We start from the raw sequence: 15104 nt of genomic DNA, 5'->3' as shown, positions 1-15104 counted from the left end.
CTGTTAATGAACGATTAATTTGCGGGAAGGGCGAAGGCGCTGCCTTCTTCTTGCCAGCGTGCCATCTGTTGCAACTGCACAGCGCTTGGCGCCGCACCGCACCACACCAGTAAGGTTTGACCGGGGAAGAGCTCCGGCTGCACGTGGCTGAGCGAATGCGCGAGGACGTCCACGCGCCAGCCCTGTTCACAGGCCACCCAGCCTTCCAGCCATAAACGGGTAATATCGGTGACGTTCCAGCCGACCACCAGCGCCTGCGGCCCAGATTTACGCCGGGCAGAGGAGAGACTCAGCGCGATATCGTTGATGAGCACGCCGTCGAGCAGTCCCAGTAGGGTGTGCAGCGGCAACTGCGTGCTTTGCAGGCGTAGGCGTAACGGCGTGAAAAGGTTATCGACTAAGGTACGCGCGCTATCGCTGCGCCGAAGTTCTTTCACCCATTGGCGTAGGTGGTTGAGATTGCCGTTGCGTAAATCACGCAGCGCGATTTCCTGCTGTTCCCGCCAGCCCTCCGGCTGCTCACAAAGCAGGTTTTTGACTTTACTGACCTGCACGCCGGTTTCTATCCAACGCTGGATTTCACGAATGCGGTCGATATCCGCGTCGTTAAACAGTCGATGGCCACCGTCGGTGCGCTGCGGCTTGAGCAGCGCGTACCGCCGCTGCCACGCGCGCAGCGTGACCGGGTTGATATCACAAAGCTGTGCCACTTCGCCAATCGTGTAAAGCGCCATCGTTCCTCCGGCATGTCATCCCCCCTTTAACTTTAGACCGGGTTTGCCGAGATAACCTGCGCTGGCGATTTTTTATCCATTCCCTTTCTCTGTGTAATGGATAAAATGTGATCGGTAGCATTTTTCGCACTTTTTTTGCCAGGTTTCAAAGAAAGTTATGCCAACTATGTGTATGTTACGCAGTTTTATTTCTCCTGTGGTGATTGGGTATGTACGAGTTTAATCTGGTGTTGCTGCTGCTTCAGCAGATGTGCGTTTTCCTGGTCATCGCTTGGCTCATGAGCAAGACGCGGCTGTTTATCCCGCTGATGCAGGTGACCGTACGCCTACCGCATAAGCTGCTGTGCTACGTGACCTTCTCTATCTTTTGTATTCTCGGCACTTACTTTGGCCTGCATATTGAAGACTCGATTGCCAACACCCGCGCGATTGGTGCGGTGATGGGCGGGCTGCTTGGCGGCCCGGTGGTTGGCGGTTTAGTCGGTTTTACCGGCGGTCTGCACCGCTACTCGATGGGCGGGATGACTGCCCTTAGCTGCATGATCTCCACGATGGTGGAGGGGCTGCTTGGCGGACTGGTGCACAGCGTGCTTATTCGCCGCGGCCGCCCGGATAAAGTGTTCAGCCCGTGGACTGCGGGGGCTATCACGCTGGTCGCCGAACTGGTGCAAATGCTGATAATCCTGCTAATTGCCCGCCCGTTCCAAGATGCTTTACATCTGGTGCAAAGTATCGCTGCGCCGATGATGGTTACCAATACCGTGGGCGCCGCGCTATTTATGCGCATCCTGCTGGATAAGCGCGCCATGTTTGAAAAATACACCTCGGCGTTCTCAGCCACGGCGCTAAAGGTGGCGGCCTCGACGGAAGGTATCCTGCGTAAAGGTTTTAACGAAGAGAACAGCATGAAGGTGGCGCAGGTGCTGATTCAGGAACTGGATATCGGCGCGGTGGCGATAACCGACCGTGAAAAGCTGCTCGCTTTTACCGGCATCGGGGAAGATCACCATCTGCCGGGTAAACCTATCTCCTCGCGCTATACGCAAAAAACCATTGAAACCGGCGAGGTGGTGTACGCGGACGGCAATGAAGTGCCGTATCGTTGCTCGATTCACCCAAACTGCAAGCTGGGTTCAACCCTGGTGATCCCGCTGCGCGGTGAGAACCAAAAGGTGATTGGCACCATTAAGCTGTATGAGGCTAAAAATCGCCTGTTTAGCTCCATCAACCGAACGTTGGGCGAGGGGATTGCTCAACTGCTGTCGGCGCAAATTCTTGCCGGACAATATGAACGGCAAAAGGCGCTGCTGACCCAGTCGGAAATCAAACTGCTGCACGCGCAGGTGAACCCGCATTTTCTGTTTAACGCACTCAATACGCTAAAGGCGGTGGTGCGCCGCGACAGTGAACAAGCTAGCCAACTGGTGCAGTACCTATCGACGTTCTTTCGTAAGAACCTGAAGCGTCCGTCGGAAATTGTCACCTTGGCGGATGAAATCGAACACGTAAATGCCTATCTGCAAATAGAAAAAGCGCGTTTTCAGTCGCGCCTTGTGGTGCATCTGGATATCCCTGACGAGCTATCAGGCCAACAGCTTCCGGCATTTACGCTCCAGCCAATTGTCGAAAACGCCATCAAGCACGGCACCTCGCAGCTGCTGGACGTCGGCGAAATTACGTTGCGCGCGAGCCGTCAGGGGCAACACTTAGTGCTGGACATTGAAGATAACGCCGGGCTGTATCAGCCCACGAATGAAGCCAGCGGCCTGGGAATGAGTTTGGTCGATAAGCGCCTGAAAATGCGCTTTGGTGATGAATGCGGGATTGCCGTCACCTGCGAACCGGACTGCTTTACACGAGTGACTCTGCGGTTACCTCTGGAGGAGAACGCATGATAAAAGTGCTGATTGTCGACGATGAACCGCTGGCGCGGGAGAACCTGCGCGTACTGCTGCAAACTCACGATGACCTCGATATTGTCGGGGAGTGTGCAAACGCAGTCGAGGCCATTGGCGCGGTCCATAAGCTGCGTCCTGACGTGCTGTTTCTTGATATCCAGATGCCGCGCATCAGCGGGCTGGAGATGGTCGGTATGCTGGACCCGGAACATCGGCCCTATATCGTGTTTCTGACCGCCTTCGACGAGTACGCGGTGAAAGCGTTTGAGGAACATGCGTTTGATTACTTGCTTAAGCCGATAGAAGAGAAGCGTTTAGATAAAACGCTGCTGCGTCTGCGCCAAGAGCGGGCGGTGCAGGATGTGTCGGTACTGGGAGAAAACCAGCAGGCGCTCAAATACATTCCCTGTACGGGTCACAGTCGAATTTATCTGTTGCAGATGGATGATGTAGCTTTCGTCAGCAGCCGCCTTAGTGGCGTGTACGTGACCAGCGGTGAGGGAAAAGAAGGCTTTACCGAGCTAACGCTGCGCACGCTGGAGAACCGAACGCCGCTTATCCGCTGCCATCGTCAGCATTTGGTCAATATGTCGCACCTCAAAGAAATTCGCCTTGAAGACAACGGTCAAGCCGAGCTGCTGCTGCGCAACGGACAGACCGTGCCGGTGAGCCGCCGCTATCTGAAAAGTTTGAAGGAAGCGCTGGGGCTGTAATTCGTGTAAACTTAGCCACCGTATTTTTCATCATCACCGAAGGCACTATGGTCAGTAACGATATTTTACGCAGCGTCCGCTATATCCTGAAATTCAATAACAACGATCTGGTGCGTGTTTTTGCGCTGGGCGAAGTCGAAGCAACGGCGGAGCAATTGGTTCCGTGGCTGCGCAAAGAGGATGAAGAGGGCTTTGTTCGCTGTCCGGATATCCTGCTGTCACGCTTTCTTAATGGCCTGATCTATGAAAAACGCGGCCGCGATGAATCTGCGCCAGCGCTGGCGGTTGAGCGCCGTATTAACAACAACATCATGTTGAAAAAACTGCGCATCGCCTTTTCGCTGAAAACCGATGATATTCTGGCGATCATGACCCAGCAGCAGTTCCGTATCTCGATGCCGGAAATCACCGCCATGATGCGCGCGCCAGAGCATAAAAACTTCCGCGAATGCGGCGACCAGTTCCTGCGCTATTTCCTACGCGGGCTGGCGGTGCGTGAGCACGCGGCAAAATCTTAACAACGTCTTTGTAGGCCTGATAAACGAAGCGCCATCAGGCATTGGGTGCACGTTACCGCCGGATGGCGGCGATGCCTTATCCGGCCTACATCTGATATAAAAAAAACGCTGCCGAAGCAGCGTTTTTTTATGCGGGTTATTTCACCTGCTGACCGGGTTGTGCACCGTCGTCAGGGCTTAACAGGAAGATGTCCTTCCCGCCAGGGCCTGCTGCCATCACCATCCCTTCCGAGATGCCGAAGCGCATTTTACGCGGCGCCAGGTTGGCAACCATAACGGTCAGACGACCAATCAGCGGCTGTGGGTCCGGGTACGCTGAGCGAATGCCGGAGAAGACGTTACGCTTCTCGCCGCCCAGATCCAGCGTCAGGCGCAGCAGCTTGTCGGAACCTTCCACGAACTCGGCGTTTTCAATCAACGCTACGCGCAGGTCAATCTTGGCGAAATCGTCAAAGGTGATCGTTTCCTGAATAGGATCATCTGCCAGCGGGCCAGTCACCGGCGTGCTGTTCAGCGCTTTCACTTCTTCTTTAGACGCTTCAACCAGTGCCTCAACCTGCTTCATCTCGATGCGGTTATACAGCGCTTTGAAAGTGTTGATTTTGTGACCAATCAGCGGTTGATTGATGGCATCCCAGCTAAGCTCGGTATTTAAGAACGCTTCGGTACGTGCGGTCAGCTCTGGCAGCACAGGTTTGAGCCAGGTCATCAGTACGCGGAACATGTTCAGCCCCATGGTGCAGATAGCCTGCAGGTCGGCATCGCGGCCTTCCTGTTTGGCGACGACCCACGGAGCCTGTTCGTCAACGTAGCGGTTTGCCACGTCGGCTAGCGCCATGATTTCACGGATAGCTTTACCGAATTCGCGGCTGTCCCACGCTTCGCCAATGGCGGCTGCCGCGTCGGTGAAGGTCTTGTACAGCTCTGGATCGGCAAGCTCGGCGGAAAGCACGCCATCAAAGCGTTTGGCGATAAAGCCAGCGTTACGGGACGCAAGGTTAACCACTTTGTTAACGATGTCGGCATTCACGCGCTGCACGAAATCTTCCAGATTCAGGTCGATATCATCGATGCGTGAAGAGAGCTTGGCGGTGTAGTAGTAGCGCAGGCTGTCGGCATCAAAGTGATTCAGCCAGGTGCTGGCCTTGATGAAGGTGCCGCGAGATTTGGACATCTTCGCGCCGTTTACCGTTACGTAGCCGTGAACGAACAGGTTGGTTGGCTTGCGGAAGTTGCTGCCTTCCAGCATCGCCGGCCAGAACAAGCTGTGGAAGTAGACGATATCTTTACCGATAAAGTGATACAGCTCGGCGGTAGAATCTTTCTTCCAGTATTCGTCAAAGCTTGTGGTATCGCCGCGCTTGTCGCACAGGTTCTTGAAGGAACCCATGTAGCCAATTGGTGCATCCAGCCAGACGTAGAAATATTTGCCCGGTGCGTTCGGGATTTCAAAGCCGAAGTATGGCGCATCGCGGGAGATATCCCACTGCTGCAGGCCAGATTCAAACCACTCCTGCATTTTGTTTGCGACCTGCTCTTGCAGCGCACCGCTGCGGGTCCACGCCTGCAGCATTTCGCTGAATGACGGCAGATCGAAGAAGAAGTGCTCGGACTCACGCATCACAGGCGTTGCGCCGGAAACCACGGATTTTGGCTCGATAAGCTCGGTTGGGCTGTAGGTTGCGCCACATACTTCACAGTTATCGCCGTATTGATCCGGTGATTTACATTTCGGGCAGGTACCTTTTACGAAACGGTCCGGCAGGAACATGCCTTTTTCCGGGTCGTAAAGCTGAGAGATGGTGCGGTTTTTTATAAAACCGTTTTCTTTCAGGCGACCATAAATCAGCTCAGACAGCTCGCGGTTCTCATCGCTGTGCGTCGAGTGATAGTTGTCGTAGCTGATGTTAAAGCCTGAAAAATCAGTCTGATGTTCCTGACTCATTTCGGCAATCATCTGCTCAGGCGTTACGCCGAGCTGCTGTGCTTTCAGCATGATTGGCGTGCCGTGGGCATCGTCCGCACAGATGAAGTTGACCTGGTGGCCGCGCATTCGCTGGTAACGGACCCAGACATCAGCCTGGATGTGCTCCAGCATATGGCCGAGGTGGATGGAGCCGTTGGCGTACGGCAGCGCGCACGTTACCAGAATTTTCTTCGCGACTTGAGTCATAGTGGGTATTACTTCTTCTGTTGCAAAAAGGGGTTTTGATATTACCAAAAGGGTAGTGGGTGCGCCATATATGGATGCCCGTTAGCTGTGGTAGACTTAACGACACTGAAAGCATGTCAAAATAACAAAAGGAGTCGGGATGAACGCAGAATCCCAGGCCAAATCCCCTGAGCGTTTACGTGCGATGGTGGCCGGCACGCTGGCGAATTTCCAGCACCCAACCCTGAAACACAACCTAACGGCGCTGAAAGCGCTGCACCACGTCGCCTGGCTTGACGACACCGTGCATATCGAATTGCAGATGCCGTTCGTCTGGCACAGCGCTTTTGAGGAATTAAAAGAGCAAACCAGCGCCGAGTTGCTGCGGGTGACCGGGGCAAAAGCTATCGACTGGAAGCTGTCGCACAGCATCGCGACCTTAAAACGCGTGAAAAACCAGCCGGGTATCAACGGCGTCAAAAACATTATCGCGGTGAGTTCTGGTAAAGGTGGGGTCGGTAAATCATCTACCGCCGTCAACCTTGCGCTGGCGCTGGCGGCAGAAGGTGCCAAAGTGGGCATTCTTGATGCCGATATCTACGGCCCTTCAATCCCGAACATGCTGGGCGCGGAAAACCAGCGTCCCACCTCGCCGGACGGCACCCACATGGCGCCGATCATGGCCCACGGCGTGGCGACCAACTCCATCGGCTATCTGGTAACCGACGATAACGCGATGGTCTGGCGTGGCCCGATGGCCAGTAAAGCGCTGATGCAGATGCTGCAGGAAACGCTGTGGCCGGATCTCGACTACTTGGTTCTCGATATGCCGCCGGGCACCGGTGACATTCAGCTGACGCTGGCGCAGAACATCCCGGTTACCGGGGCGGTGGTAGTGACCACGCCGCAGGATATTGCGCTGATCGACGCCAAAAAAGGCATCGTCATGTTCGAGAAAGTCGAAGTGCCGGTACTGGGCATCGTGGAAAACATGAGCATGCACATCTGCAGCAACTGTGGTCACCACGAGCCTATCTTCGGCACCGGGGGCGCTGAGAAGCTGGCCGAGAAATATCACACCCAGCTGCTGGGTCAGATGCCGCTGCATATCAATCTGCGTGAAGACTTGGATAACGGCACGCCGACGGTGGTTGCGCGTCCGGATAGTGAGTTCACCGAGATTTATCGTCAGCTGGCGGGGCGCGTTGCGGCGCAGCTCTACTGGCAGGGTGAAGTCATTCCAACCGAGATTGCTTTCCGCGCGGTGTAATTCTCCACGCTCTGGCATTATCCGTACGGTGATTTCCCGCCGTACGGATTTATTATTTTCCTGCCAATTCCCTTTCTTAATAATCATCCATCATGTGAATGTTATTCAATAAATCTATAGCATTTATTGGTGGTCGTCTTTGGTTAATTTCATGTTAATCGATGGTGCCGTTTGATAACATCATTCTTATTTCTGGTAATTATAAATAATTCAGAAATGGAGGGGTGATGAATAACAATCTGATGGTCAACTTGCGCGAACTGCTTGTCGTGATGATGCATAACCGCACCCTGCGCGAGAAGGCGACCGATGCGCTGCACTATTGCCGTGAATCGGTCATTGAGCATGAAATATCAATTGGCGTCTACGGTGAATATTGTGATCTGATTGAACAGTTGATTTTTCTGGTTGATAAAGAACAACGGGTTGCGCCGGATGACTTATTAAGAAGCGGCGGAGATCTATTATTCAGTATTCTTTTGTTGTATGAAAAACTGGCCGCGGAAGCCGGTGTGAACGAATATATTCAGCAGAAGAACATCTACTATGATTAACTTAATGAATAAGCCAGCGGCGAAAGCACGCCGCTGGCCATCGGAACTAGCGGTGGTAGAAAATTTCACCGTCGTAAACTTTGCTAATTTTGCCGTCGGTATCGCCAATCAGCACATAGTTACCGCCCATGTATGTCCAGTGAGTACCGGCATCCGGCGCAGGTAGGTTACGTAACTGCCATTGTTTGATGTTGTATTCGGGTGTCAGGTACATAGCCGGTACGTTATCGCCGATTTTGAATGACGTGAAATCGGCAATAAACTCTTTTAATTCATATTTCTGGATGCCCGTTGCCGGTGCCGCCCACGCGGCGCTCGCGGTTGCCAACAGTACGCCCAGAAGCATCATTTTTGTTTTACGCATACTATCCCCATTATTATCCTGGATATAAAATTATCGCCCCGTATGATTCCTGAAGCGCGGGCGTGATGGCAAGTGCTGCTTTCTTAAAAAATGTAAGCAAACGGCGGTTGCCTCCATTTTGAGGATTATTCTGCCCTAGGTGAGGACCCCCATGTTCAGGCTGGAAGATTTATCACTGTTCGTCCGTGCTGCGGCCTTAAGCAGCTTTAGCGAGGCGGCGCGCGAAGCCAGTATTCCCCCGGCGCAGGTCAGCTCGGCGATTAAACGTCTGGAGACCGCGCTCAACATTCGCCTGTTCGCCCGCTCAACTCGCAGCCTGCGCCTGACGGTGGAAGGGGAGACTTGGCTGCCGTTCGCGCTCCAGATGCTCGATACGCTGGAGAACGGGCTGCAAAAAATCCATACCCCGGACGATGAAGTGCGCGGCACGCTGCAAATTGCCGTGCCCTCCGATTTGGGACGTAACTTACTGCTGGAGGTTTTCCGCCGGTTTCGTGAACGCCATCCGGCGCTCCGTCTGCGAATTTTGTTTTCCGATCACCGTACCGATATTTTTAAAGACCCGGTGGATGTGGCTTTCCGTTATGGAGAAAATGACGACGCATCGTTTATTTCGCTTCCCGTGGCCCCTGAAAATCGCCGCGTACTGGTGGCTTCGCCGCAATGGATCGCGCGTCATGGCGAGCCGAAAACGCTGGCGGATCTTGAGAAATGCAACGCGCTTACCTACGTACTGCGCGGCAGGTTATTCGACCGCTGGTCGCTGAGCCTTGATGGCGTTGAGCATCAGGTGCAGGTGTCCGGCAGCATAACCAGCGATGATGCCGAGGTCATCCGTCGGCTGGCCGTGGCCGGAGAGGGCATTGCCTTTAAATCGATGCTGGATGTCAGTCGTGACCTGCAGGAAGGCCGATTAAAAGTTCTGCTGCCGAACTATTTGGGCGACAACGTGCCGCTGAATATGATTTGCCCGCACCGCAAACAGCTCTCTACGGCGGTGCGGTTATTATATGAAGAGGTGAGGGAGCATTGCGTAAAGTGATCTCCCCACTGGCGTAACCCGGCCGAGCAACGCGTCGCCGGGTTTTCGTCGCGAAGATGTTATTGCGCCGTCGGCTTCAAAATCGCGCTGGCAGGTTTGTTGTTTTCCAGATATTGGTGCTGGAAGATACACATTCTGATCGTATTACGGTACTCACCGTTCACAAAAAACTCATGGATTAATTCCCCCTCCTGGATAAAACCCAGTTTGCGATAAATATGAACGGCTTTGGCATTCTCTTTATCGACGATGAGGTACAGCTTATAGAGATTGAGGACGGTAAATCCGTAATCCATTGCCAGCTTGGCGGCTCGGGTGGCTAAGCCTTTGCCCTGATATTCAGGCGAAATGATTATTTGAAACTCGGCGCGGCGGTGAATATGGTTTATTTCAACCAGTTCCACCAGACCCGCATTATTGCCATTGTAGGAGATGACAAAACGGCGCTCACTTTGATCGTGGATGTGCTTGTCGTAAAGATCGCTCAGTTCAACAAAGGCCTCATAGGGTTCTTCAAACCAATAACGCATCACGCTGGCATTATTGTCGAGTTGGTGAACAAAGCGTAAATCTTCCCGCTCAAGCGGTCTTAGTTTAAGGTCTGATGGTTCTGACATGTTATTACTCACAGCTAAGAACAAACTGAAAATATATTATCATCTGGTAGCTTGTGCCATCCGGATTTTAAAATAATTACAATCTGCTCTTAGCCGCAATTAGCCAGATAAAAACTCGCTTAGTGTCTGACCAGCGTGGCGAAGTAATACACCAGCGGCACCGCCAAGATCCACAGGCCAATCGGGATCTCGCGCCATTTCCCGGCGACGGTTTTGATCATGATATAGAACAGCAGGCCGCCGGCGATCCCAGTACCAAAGCTATTGGCGATTAAGGTGATCATCACCATCATCAACACCGGTAATCCGTCAGTGAAGTTGGCTAAATCCACTTTACGCAGCCCGCCAAACATATTTAGCCCAATCAAGATCAGCGCCGGGGCGGTAGCTTCTTTAGGGATCATCAGCGCAACCGGGGTGAACAGCAGCATCAGCAGGAACATCACCGCCGCAGCCAGCGCCGTCAGGCCGGTTTTGCCGCCAGCTTCCGCTGCCGCTGAAGATTCAATCAGCGCAGTTGCCGCCGGAATGCCCAGCCACGGGCCGACGGCCGCCGCAATGGAGTCAACCATAAACGGGCGGTTGATATGCGGCATATTGCCTTCTTCATCCAGTAAACCCGCTTCGCCACCAACCGCCAGCGTCGTTCCCATGGTGGAGAAAAACTCTGAGGCGAAAAAGACGAACAGGAACGGTAGGAAAGCGATATTCAGCGCGCCCAGCATATCGACGTGCCCCAGTACCGGTGCCAGCGAATGCGGCATATCAATAAAGCGGGTTGGCAGATGCGTGACGCCAGCCGGAATGCCGACCAAGGTGGCGATAAGAATGGCCCATAGAATGGCACCGGGAACGCGACGTGCCTGTAGCGCAATGGCCAAAAACAATCCACACAGCGCTACCAGTGCGCCCGGCGCGAGGAAATCACCCAGCATCAATGCGTTGGTTTTGGCGTTCGCGAGCACCAGCCCAGCGTTACGAAAGCCCAGCACGGCGACAAACAGACCGATAGAGGCGGTTAATCCCAGCTTAATAGACTGCGGAACCGAGCGAGTGACCACCTCGCGCAGGCCAAATTTAGTCAGCAGGAAAAAGAGAATACCCGACCAGCAGGCGATGCCCAGACCAATCTGCCAACCGATATGTTCGCTGCCGGCAAGCGTCACGCCGACCAGCACCGAGCCGCCAATACCGGGGCCGACGATAAACGGCAGGTTGGCGTAAAACGCCATCAAGAGCGTACCGCCTACAAACACCAGAATGGTGCCAGTAGTGGCCGCGCCTTTATCCATACCGCCCACGGCTAAAAGGCCCGGGATTACCACCAGCAGATAGGCGGCAGCGAGGAATCCGGTGACGCCTGCCAGACATTCGGTACGCAGCGAGCTGCCGCGTGAGGAGAGGGCAAAGCGCCGCTCCAGCCAGTTCCCAGACGTTGCAGATTGAAGGGTATTATCGGCCATTGTGTGGCGCTCCCTGATATTGTTGTGTGGTGTGTTGTGACGAAATGACCGGATCGACAATCTGTCGCGTGGTGCCGTCGGTCAGCCCTAAATCGGTTAAATGCGGCCCGGCATTACAGGCAAGGCAGGTGCCTTCAATGGCTTTGAATACCCGGTACGGCGGCTCCCAGTCGGCGACTTTGGCGCTTAGGGAACGTAGGTTGCTAAATGCCGCGGCAAGCTCTGCCGGCGGTTGGTCCGAGAGCATACCGGCAATCGGCATCGCGACGTGGGCAAGGATGCTGCCGTTTTGTGCCAGCGCCATCCCGCCGCCGGAAGCAATCAACTGATTAGCCGCTATGGCCATGTCGTTCGCATCACGCCCCAGTACCACCAGATTATGCGAGTCGTGCGAGTAGCTGGTGGCAATCGCACCGCGCAGCTCGCCCCAGCCTTCTAATAGCGCAATCTGTGGCTTAGCTTGATGACGACCGTGGCGGTGCTTCACCCAAATCAGACTAAATCCGGCGGGGATCTGCACTTTGCCGTCACGGATCTCGACGTCAATTTCGCCCCATTGGGTAAAGCGCGCGCCGCGAATATGGCGCAGACGTGCAACGCCATGCTCGATATCGCCAACCCGTAGTGCAAAATCATCGGCAATAAGTGGCGCTAGGCGCAGGGTATCGCGCGGCGGGGTGACGCCGTCGGCGGCGGCAATCGGCTGGAGCAGCTTCCCGTCGCGGGCAATTTGCTTACCGGCAACGTATACCGCGCGGGCTTCTAATTTATCCAGCGAGTCAAAGACCACGAGGTCCGCACGGCGTCCGGCGGCGATCAGCCCAAGATCGTTGCGCTGTAAACGTATTGAGGCATTGAGCGTCGCAAAGCGCAGCACATCGGTTGCTGACAGACCGTGTTCAATCAACAGGTTCAGCAGGGCGATGATGCCGCCTTTTTCCAGCAGCATATCCGGTGGCACGTCATCGGTGCAGACGGTGATTTGCGAGGAGAGGTGCGGCAGCGTTTTCAGCGCCTTGACGATATCCGGCAGTAGGTAAGGGTGCGAACCCCGAATTTCTAAGGTCAGACCGGCGCGCAGTTTTTCCAGCGCATCATCGGCGGAAGTGAGCTCGTGATCGGAGGTGACACCTGCGGCGAGATAGGCCTGCAATGCCGCGCCGCTAAGACCACGCGCGTGGCCTTCAATCAGTTTGCCGCTGTTGAGCCCGGCTTGGACGATTTCCTGCATGCGACAGCTACCGTGTAGCACGCCGTGCATGTCCATCACTTCCGCCACGCCGCGCACTTCCGGCCAACTGAGCATGGTTTCCATCTCTGCACCGGCAAAATCAGCGCCGGACATCTCCAACCCAGGCGTTGACGGGACGCTAGACGGAGCTGCGACCATCACCTGTAAAGGCAGGTGACGGCTGGCGTCGACGGCGTAGCGCACGCCGGCAACGCCCAGCACATTCGCCAGTTCATGGGGATCCCAGAAGACGGCGGTGGTGCCCTGCGCCAGCACGATTTCAGCGTAACGCTCTGGCGGCAGGTGGGAACTTTCGAGGTGAACGTGAGTATCCATCAGCCCCGGAGAGAGATAGACGTCCGGCAGAGAATGACGTTCGAGCGCATCGTGGCGGCTGCCGCGTGGGTGCACGCTGGCAATCATCTCGCCTACGATACCGACATCGGCATCGCGGATTTCGCCGGTCACCATGTCGACAATTCGAGCGTCGGTGAGCAAAAGATCGAACGGGACTTCGCCTCGGGCGGCCTGGATGGCGCGGCGGCGGTTTTCAGCATCGCTGGACATAACAACTCCGGCACAGGGATAATGTGCGCTACTTTAGGGGCAGAGCAAACGGTTGCCCAGATGAAAAAACTTATCACCTGATAACTTCGGCTTATTCTGCGTGATTGCCACGAGTGAAGCTCAATATGACAGAACCTTGGCAGCGACTGCCTGCGCTCTCGCTTAAACAATTGCAGTATTTTGTCACGCTGGCCCAGCTACGTCACTTTACCGATACCGCCAATCGGCTAGCGATAAGTCAGCCAGCGCTCAGCAGCGCGCTGCGGCAAATTGAAACGGTGCTCGGCGGCAAGCTTGTCAACCGTACCGCCTCGGCGGTGACGCTGACCGAACTGGGTGCCGCGATTTTACCGCATGCCCAGCGTGTGCTAAGCGTGGCGCAGATGGCATTTCAGGATATCCAGCAGATTGTCGAAGCGGGCGGTGACGGCACCGTGCGCATTGGGCTGGTACCGTCAGTCAGCTCGCTGCTGTTTCCTCTGCTTCCCGATGCGCTAGCACAGGCGTTTCCCCGTCTGAAGGTTGAGTTTCATGATCGCACCAACGATGCGCTGGCCCGTGACCTGCAAAGCGGACAGATTGATTTTGGTATTGGGGCCATAGACAGCGCGCTGCCGGAAGAGCTCCAGCTTTTCCCCCTGCGTGAAGATCCGCTGGTGGCGGTGCTGCACGTTGATGACCCGCAGGGCGCTCAGCCGCATCTGCCGTGGAAGCAGCTAGCGGGGCGGGATATCGCGATGTTCTCGAAAGGGAATATTCAGCGTTTGGTGGGGGCGTTGGTTGAAAGCCAACGGCTAACCCTTAATGTCCGCTATCAGGTGGATTATATTGAAACGCTGTATGGGCTGGTGCGTTCACGGCTGGCGGTGGGCATTCTACCGCAGCTTTACACCACCCACTTGCAGGACCCCGCACTGCGCGTGGCCCAGCTTCAGCAACCTGCGCTCACCCGTACCGTAGCGCTGATGCGTGGCCCGCAGGCGCTGCCGCCGATGATTGAGGCGTGCTTCACGCTGTTGCTAAAGCAGCTCCGTGAGGGGGAGGGATAAAGGAGGCGCAACGCCTCCTTTAATCAAACGTCTTATTTCTGGGTTACAGTCAGAACGCCATGATCGCGGCCATGCGTTTTATTCCAAGACGCGCTATCAATTCCGTCGTCATTCATGCTGACGGAGATAACGTAGCCCGCGCCGTGAATTTCATAGAAATTGGCATTAAACCGTTTCACCGTGGCTTTCTTGCCATTAACGGTGGCAGTGAAAAAACCATTGGAAAGCGTGGCTTTCAGGACGTTTGAAGAGAGGGTTGCTTCACGCATCGGGTCTGCGACATGCGCTGCCTGGGCATGCTGCTCAGCCGGGCGGGTCGCATTGGCCGCGTTAGCATAGGCCGCTGCGAGTGACGCATTATTTATACCCTGTTGCCGGTTTTGCTCTGATAAATAGCATGTGTCTTTAGAAACGCCTTGTGCTTCACATGCTGCCATCCGTTGTGCTGGGGAAGTGCAGCCAGCAAGAAATACGGCGCTCATCAGCCCCGTTAACACCATCAGTTTTGCTTTCATCATTGACCTTATTTATTACTGAACATTGCCAAGTGTTTTTGCTTTTTTTAAGCAAATAACAATTTTGAATATTAGCTATTTATGCGTGCGGCAAACTTAAACTGTTTGCTTTTTATTGCACGAGGCAACTATCAACTAAGTTGATTATATTAATATTGACTTAGATCATGTCGGAAATCGAAAGCGATAGTGTCTTGTTTGAAAAGTGTTTTTATTGTTATTTGTGTTTAAAAACAATAAGTTGACTTATTCTCCCTCGATTGATTTGCGTGTTGGCTATCATGCGACCAAGATGATTTTTGGCGGCAGTTATATGACGGAGTACATTGATTTAATTATATTTTATTTTTCTTTGATCGTTATTTAATCGCAATGCGACGAAGGCGGGAAGGCTTCGTATGAAAGAATTAAGCAGGG

The 15104-nt window shown here is 54.3% G+C and carries 14 protein-coding genes; 7 read left to right on the top strand and 7 right to left on the bottom strand.

Features of this window, described 5'->3' with window-relative positions:
- Positions 1-14 precede the first annotated feature (14 nt).
- A complete protein-coding gene (locus AB4K05_RS10070; RefSeq protein WP_368479846.1) occupies positions 15-734 on the bottom strand; it encodes a MerR family transcriptional regulator in 720 nt (239 codons plus the stop codon).
- 209 nt (positions 735-943) lie between these two features.
- On the opposite strand from AB4K05_RS10070, the gene AB4K05_RS10065 reads away from it, so the two are divergent.
- From AB4K05_RS10065 to AB4K05_RS10055, 3 genes are read left to right on the top strand one after another with little or no spacing between them, the layout of a single operon-like run.
- Positions 944-2629, top strand: a complete 1686-nt coding sequence (locus tag AB4K05_RS10065) for a LytS/YhcK type 5TM receptor domain-containing protein (RefSeq protein ID WP_368479845.1) — start codon at positions 944-946, stop codon at positions 2627-2629.
- A complete protein-coding gene (gene btsR / locus AB4K05_RS10060) occupies positions 2626-3345 on the top strand; it encodes a two-component system response regulator BtsR (protein ID WP_368479844.1) in 720 nt (239 codons plus the stop codon). Before AB4K05_RS10065 ends, btsR begins: the two co-directional genes overlap by 4 nt.
- Positions 3346-3392: 47 nt before the next feature.
- The gene (locus AB4K05_RS10055; protein ID WP_368479843.1) at positions 3393-3863 is read left to right on the top strand and encodes a DUF1456 family protein; all 471 of its coding nucleotides are present in this window, start codon (positions 3393-3395) and stop codon (positions 3861-3863) included.
- A gap of 136 nt (positions 3864-3999) precedes the next feature.
- On the opposite strand, the gene metG is transcribed toward AB4K05_RS10055, so the two are convergent.
- Positions 4000-6036 carry a methionine--tRNA ligase gene (gene metG, locus AB4K05_RS10050; protein ID WP_368479842.1) on the bottom strand — a complete coding sequence of 679 codons (2037 nt, stop codon included), beginning with the start codon at positions 6034-6036 and terminating at the stop codon, positions 4000-4002.
- Between the two features lie 139 nt (positions 6037-6175).
- Here metG and apbC point away from each other — a divergent pair, with 139 nt between their 5' ends.
- Together apbC and AB4K05_RS10040 are read left to right on the top strand one after the other, a co-directional pair.
- Entirely contained in the window at positions 6176-7285 is a 1110-nt protein-coding gene (apbC, locus tag AB4K05_RS10045) for an iron-sulfur cluster carrier protein ApbC (RefSeq protein ID WP_368479841.1), read from the top strand.
- A gap of 227 nt (positions 7286-7512) precedes the next feature.
- Positions 7513-7839, top strand: coding sequence for a hypothetical protein (locus tag AB4K05_RS10040; RefSeq protein WP_368479840.1), 327 nt, complete (start codon positions 7513-7515; stop codon positions 7837-7839).
- Positions 7840-7885: 46 nt separating this feature from the next.
- On the opposite strand, the gene AB4K05_RS10035 is transcribed toward AB4K05_RS10040, so the two are convergent.
- Positions 7886-8203 carry an RcnB family protein gene (locus AB4K05_RS10035; protein WP_368479839.1) on the bottom strand — a complete coding sequence of 106 codons (318 nt, stop codon included), beginning with the start codon at positions 8201-8203 and terminating at the stop codon, positions 7886-7888.
- Positions 8204-8354: 151 nt separating this feature from the next.
- Here AB4K05_RS10035 and AB4K05_RS10030 point away from each other — a divergent pair, with 151 nt between their 5' ends.
- The gene (locus tag AB4K05_RS10030) at positions 8355-9245 is read left to right on the top strand and encodes a LysR family transcriptional regulator (protein WP_368479838.1); all 891 of its coding nucleotides are present in this window, start codon (positions 8355-8357) and stop codon (positions 9243-9245) included.
- 59 nt (positions 9246-9304) lie between these two features.
- Here the strand turns inward: AB4K05_RS10030 and speG are convergent, their stop codons facing one another.
- The 3 genes from speG to AB4K05_RS10015 form a co-directional block, all read right to left on the bottom strand.
- Entirely contained in the window at positions 9305-9862 is a 558-nt protein-coding gene (gene speG / locus AB4K05_RS10025; protein ID WP_368479837.1) for a spermidine N1-acetyltransferase, read from the bottom strand.
- A gap of 119 nt (positions 9863-9981) precedes the next feature.
- Positions 9982-11325: an NCS2 family permease gene (locus AB4K05_RS10020; protein WP_368479836.1), complete on the bottom strand. Its 1344-nt coding sequence runs from the start codon at positions 11323-11325 to the stop codon at positions 9982-9984.
- Positions 11315-13123 carry an adenine deaminase gene (locus tag AB4K05_RS10015; protein WP_368479835.1) on the bottom strand — a complete coding sequence of 603 codons (1809 nt, stop codon included), beginning with the start codon at positions 13121-13123 and terminating at the stop codon, positions 11315-11317. The genes AB4K05_RS10020 and AB4K05_RS10015 overlap by 11 nt, the downstream gene beginning before the upstream one ends.
- A gap of 125 nt (positions 13124-13248) precedes the next feature.
- Between AB4K05_RS10015 and AB4K05_RS10010 the strand changes: the two genes are divergently transcribed.
- A complete protein-coding gene (locus tag AB4K05_RS10010) occupies positions 13249-14172 on the top strand; it encodes a LysR family transcriptional regulator (RefSeq protein ID WP_368479834.1) in 924 nt (307 codons plus the stop codon).
- A gap of 32 nt (positions 14173-14204) precedes the next feature.
- Here AB4K05_RS10010 and AB4K05_RS10005 read toward each other — a convergent pair whose 3' ends face one another.
- Positions 14205-14687 carry a hypothetical protein gene (locus tag AB4K05_RS10005; RefSeq protein ID WP_368480155.1) on the bottom strand — a complete coding sequence of 161 codons (483 nt, stop codon included), beginning with the start codon at positions 14685-14687 and terminating at the stop codon, positions 14205-14207.
- Positions 14688-15104 lie beyond the last annotated feature (417 nt).

This window comes from Kluyvera sp. STS39-E (genome assembly GCF_040932435.1).
Classification (GTDB): domain Bacteria; phylum Pseudomonadota; class Gammaproteobacteria; order Enterobacterales; family Enterobacteriaceae; genus Kluyvera.
This window is presented reverse-complemented; position numbering and strand designations above follow the sequence as displayed.

Coding starts and splice junctions, on each gene's coding strand:
- AB4K05_RS10065 (WP_368479845.1), top strand. CDS start 944: ATGTACGAGTTTAATCTGGTGTTGCTGCTGCTTCAGCAGATGTGCGTT.
- AB4K05_RS10020 (WP_368479836.1), bottom strand. CDS start 11,325: ATGGCCGATAATACCCTTCAATCTGCAACGTCTGGGAACTGGCTGGAG.
- AB4K05_RS10040 (WP_368479840.1), top strand. CDS start 7,513: ATGAATAACAATCTGATGGTCAACTTGCGCGAACTGCTTGTCGTGATG.
- AB4K05_RS10005 (WP_368480155.1), bottom strand. CDS start 14,687: ATGAAAGCAAAACTGATGGTGTTAACGGGGCTGATGAGCGCCGTATTT.
- AB4K05_RS10010 (WP_368479834.1), top strand. CDS start 13,249: ATGACAGAACCTTGGCAGCGACTGCCTGCGCTCTCGCTTAAACAATTG.
- apbC (WP_368479841.1), top strand. CDS start 6,176: ATGAACGCAGAATCCCAGGCCAAATCCCCTGAGCGTTTACGTGCGATG.
- AB4K05_RS10015 (WP_368479835.1), bottom strand. CDS start 13,123: ATGTCCAGCGATGCTGAAAACCGCCGCCGCGCCATCCAGGCCGCCCGA.
- btsR (WP_368479844.1), top strand. CDS start 2,626: ATGATAAAAGTGCTGATTGTCGACGATGAACCGCTGGCGCGGGAGAAC.
- AB4K05_RS10070 (WP_368479846.1), bottom strand. CDS start 734: ATGGCGCTTTACACGATTGGCGAAGTGGCACAGCTTTGTGATATCAAC.
- AB4K05_RS10030 (WP_368479838.1), top strand. CDS start 8,355: ATGTTCAGGCTGGAAGATTTATCACTGTTCGTCCGTGCTGCGGCCTTA.
- AB4K05_RS10055 (WP_368479843.1), top strand. CDS start 3,393: ATGGTCAGTAACGATATTTTACGCAGCGTCCGCTATATCCTGAAATTC.
- metG (WP_368479842.1), bottom strand. CDS start 6,036: ATGACTCAAGTCGCGAAGAAAATTCTGGTAACGTGCGCGCTGCCGTAC.
- speG (WP_368479837.1), bottom strand. CDS start 9,862: ATGTCAGAACCATCAGACCTTAAACTAAGACCGCTTGAGCGGGAAGAT.
- AB4K05_RS10035 (WP_368479839.1), bottom strand. CDS start 8,203: ATGCGTAAAACAAAAATGATGCTTCTGGGCGTACTGTTGGCAACCGCG.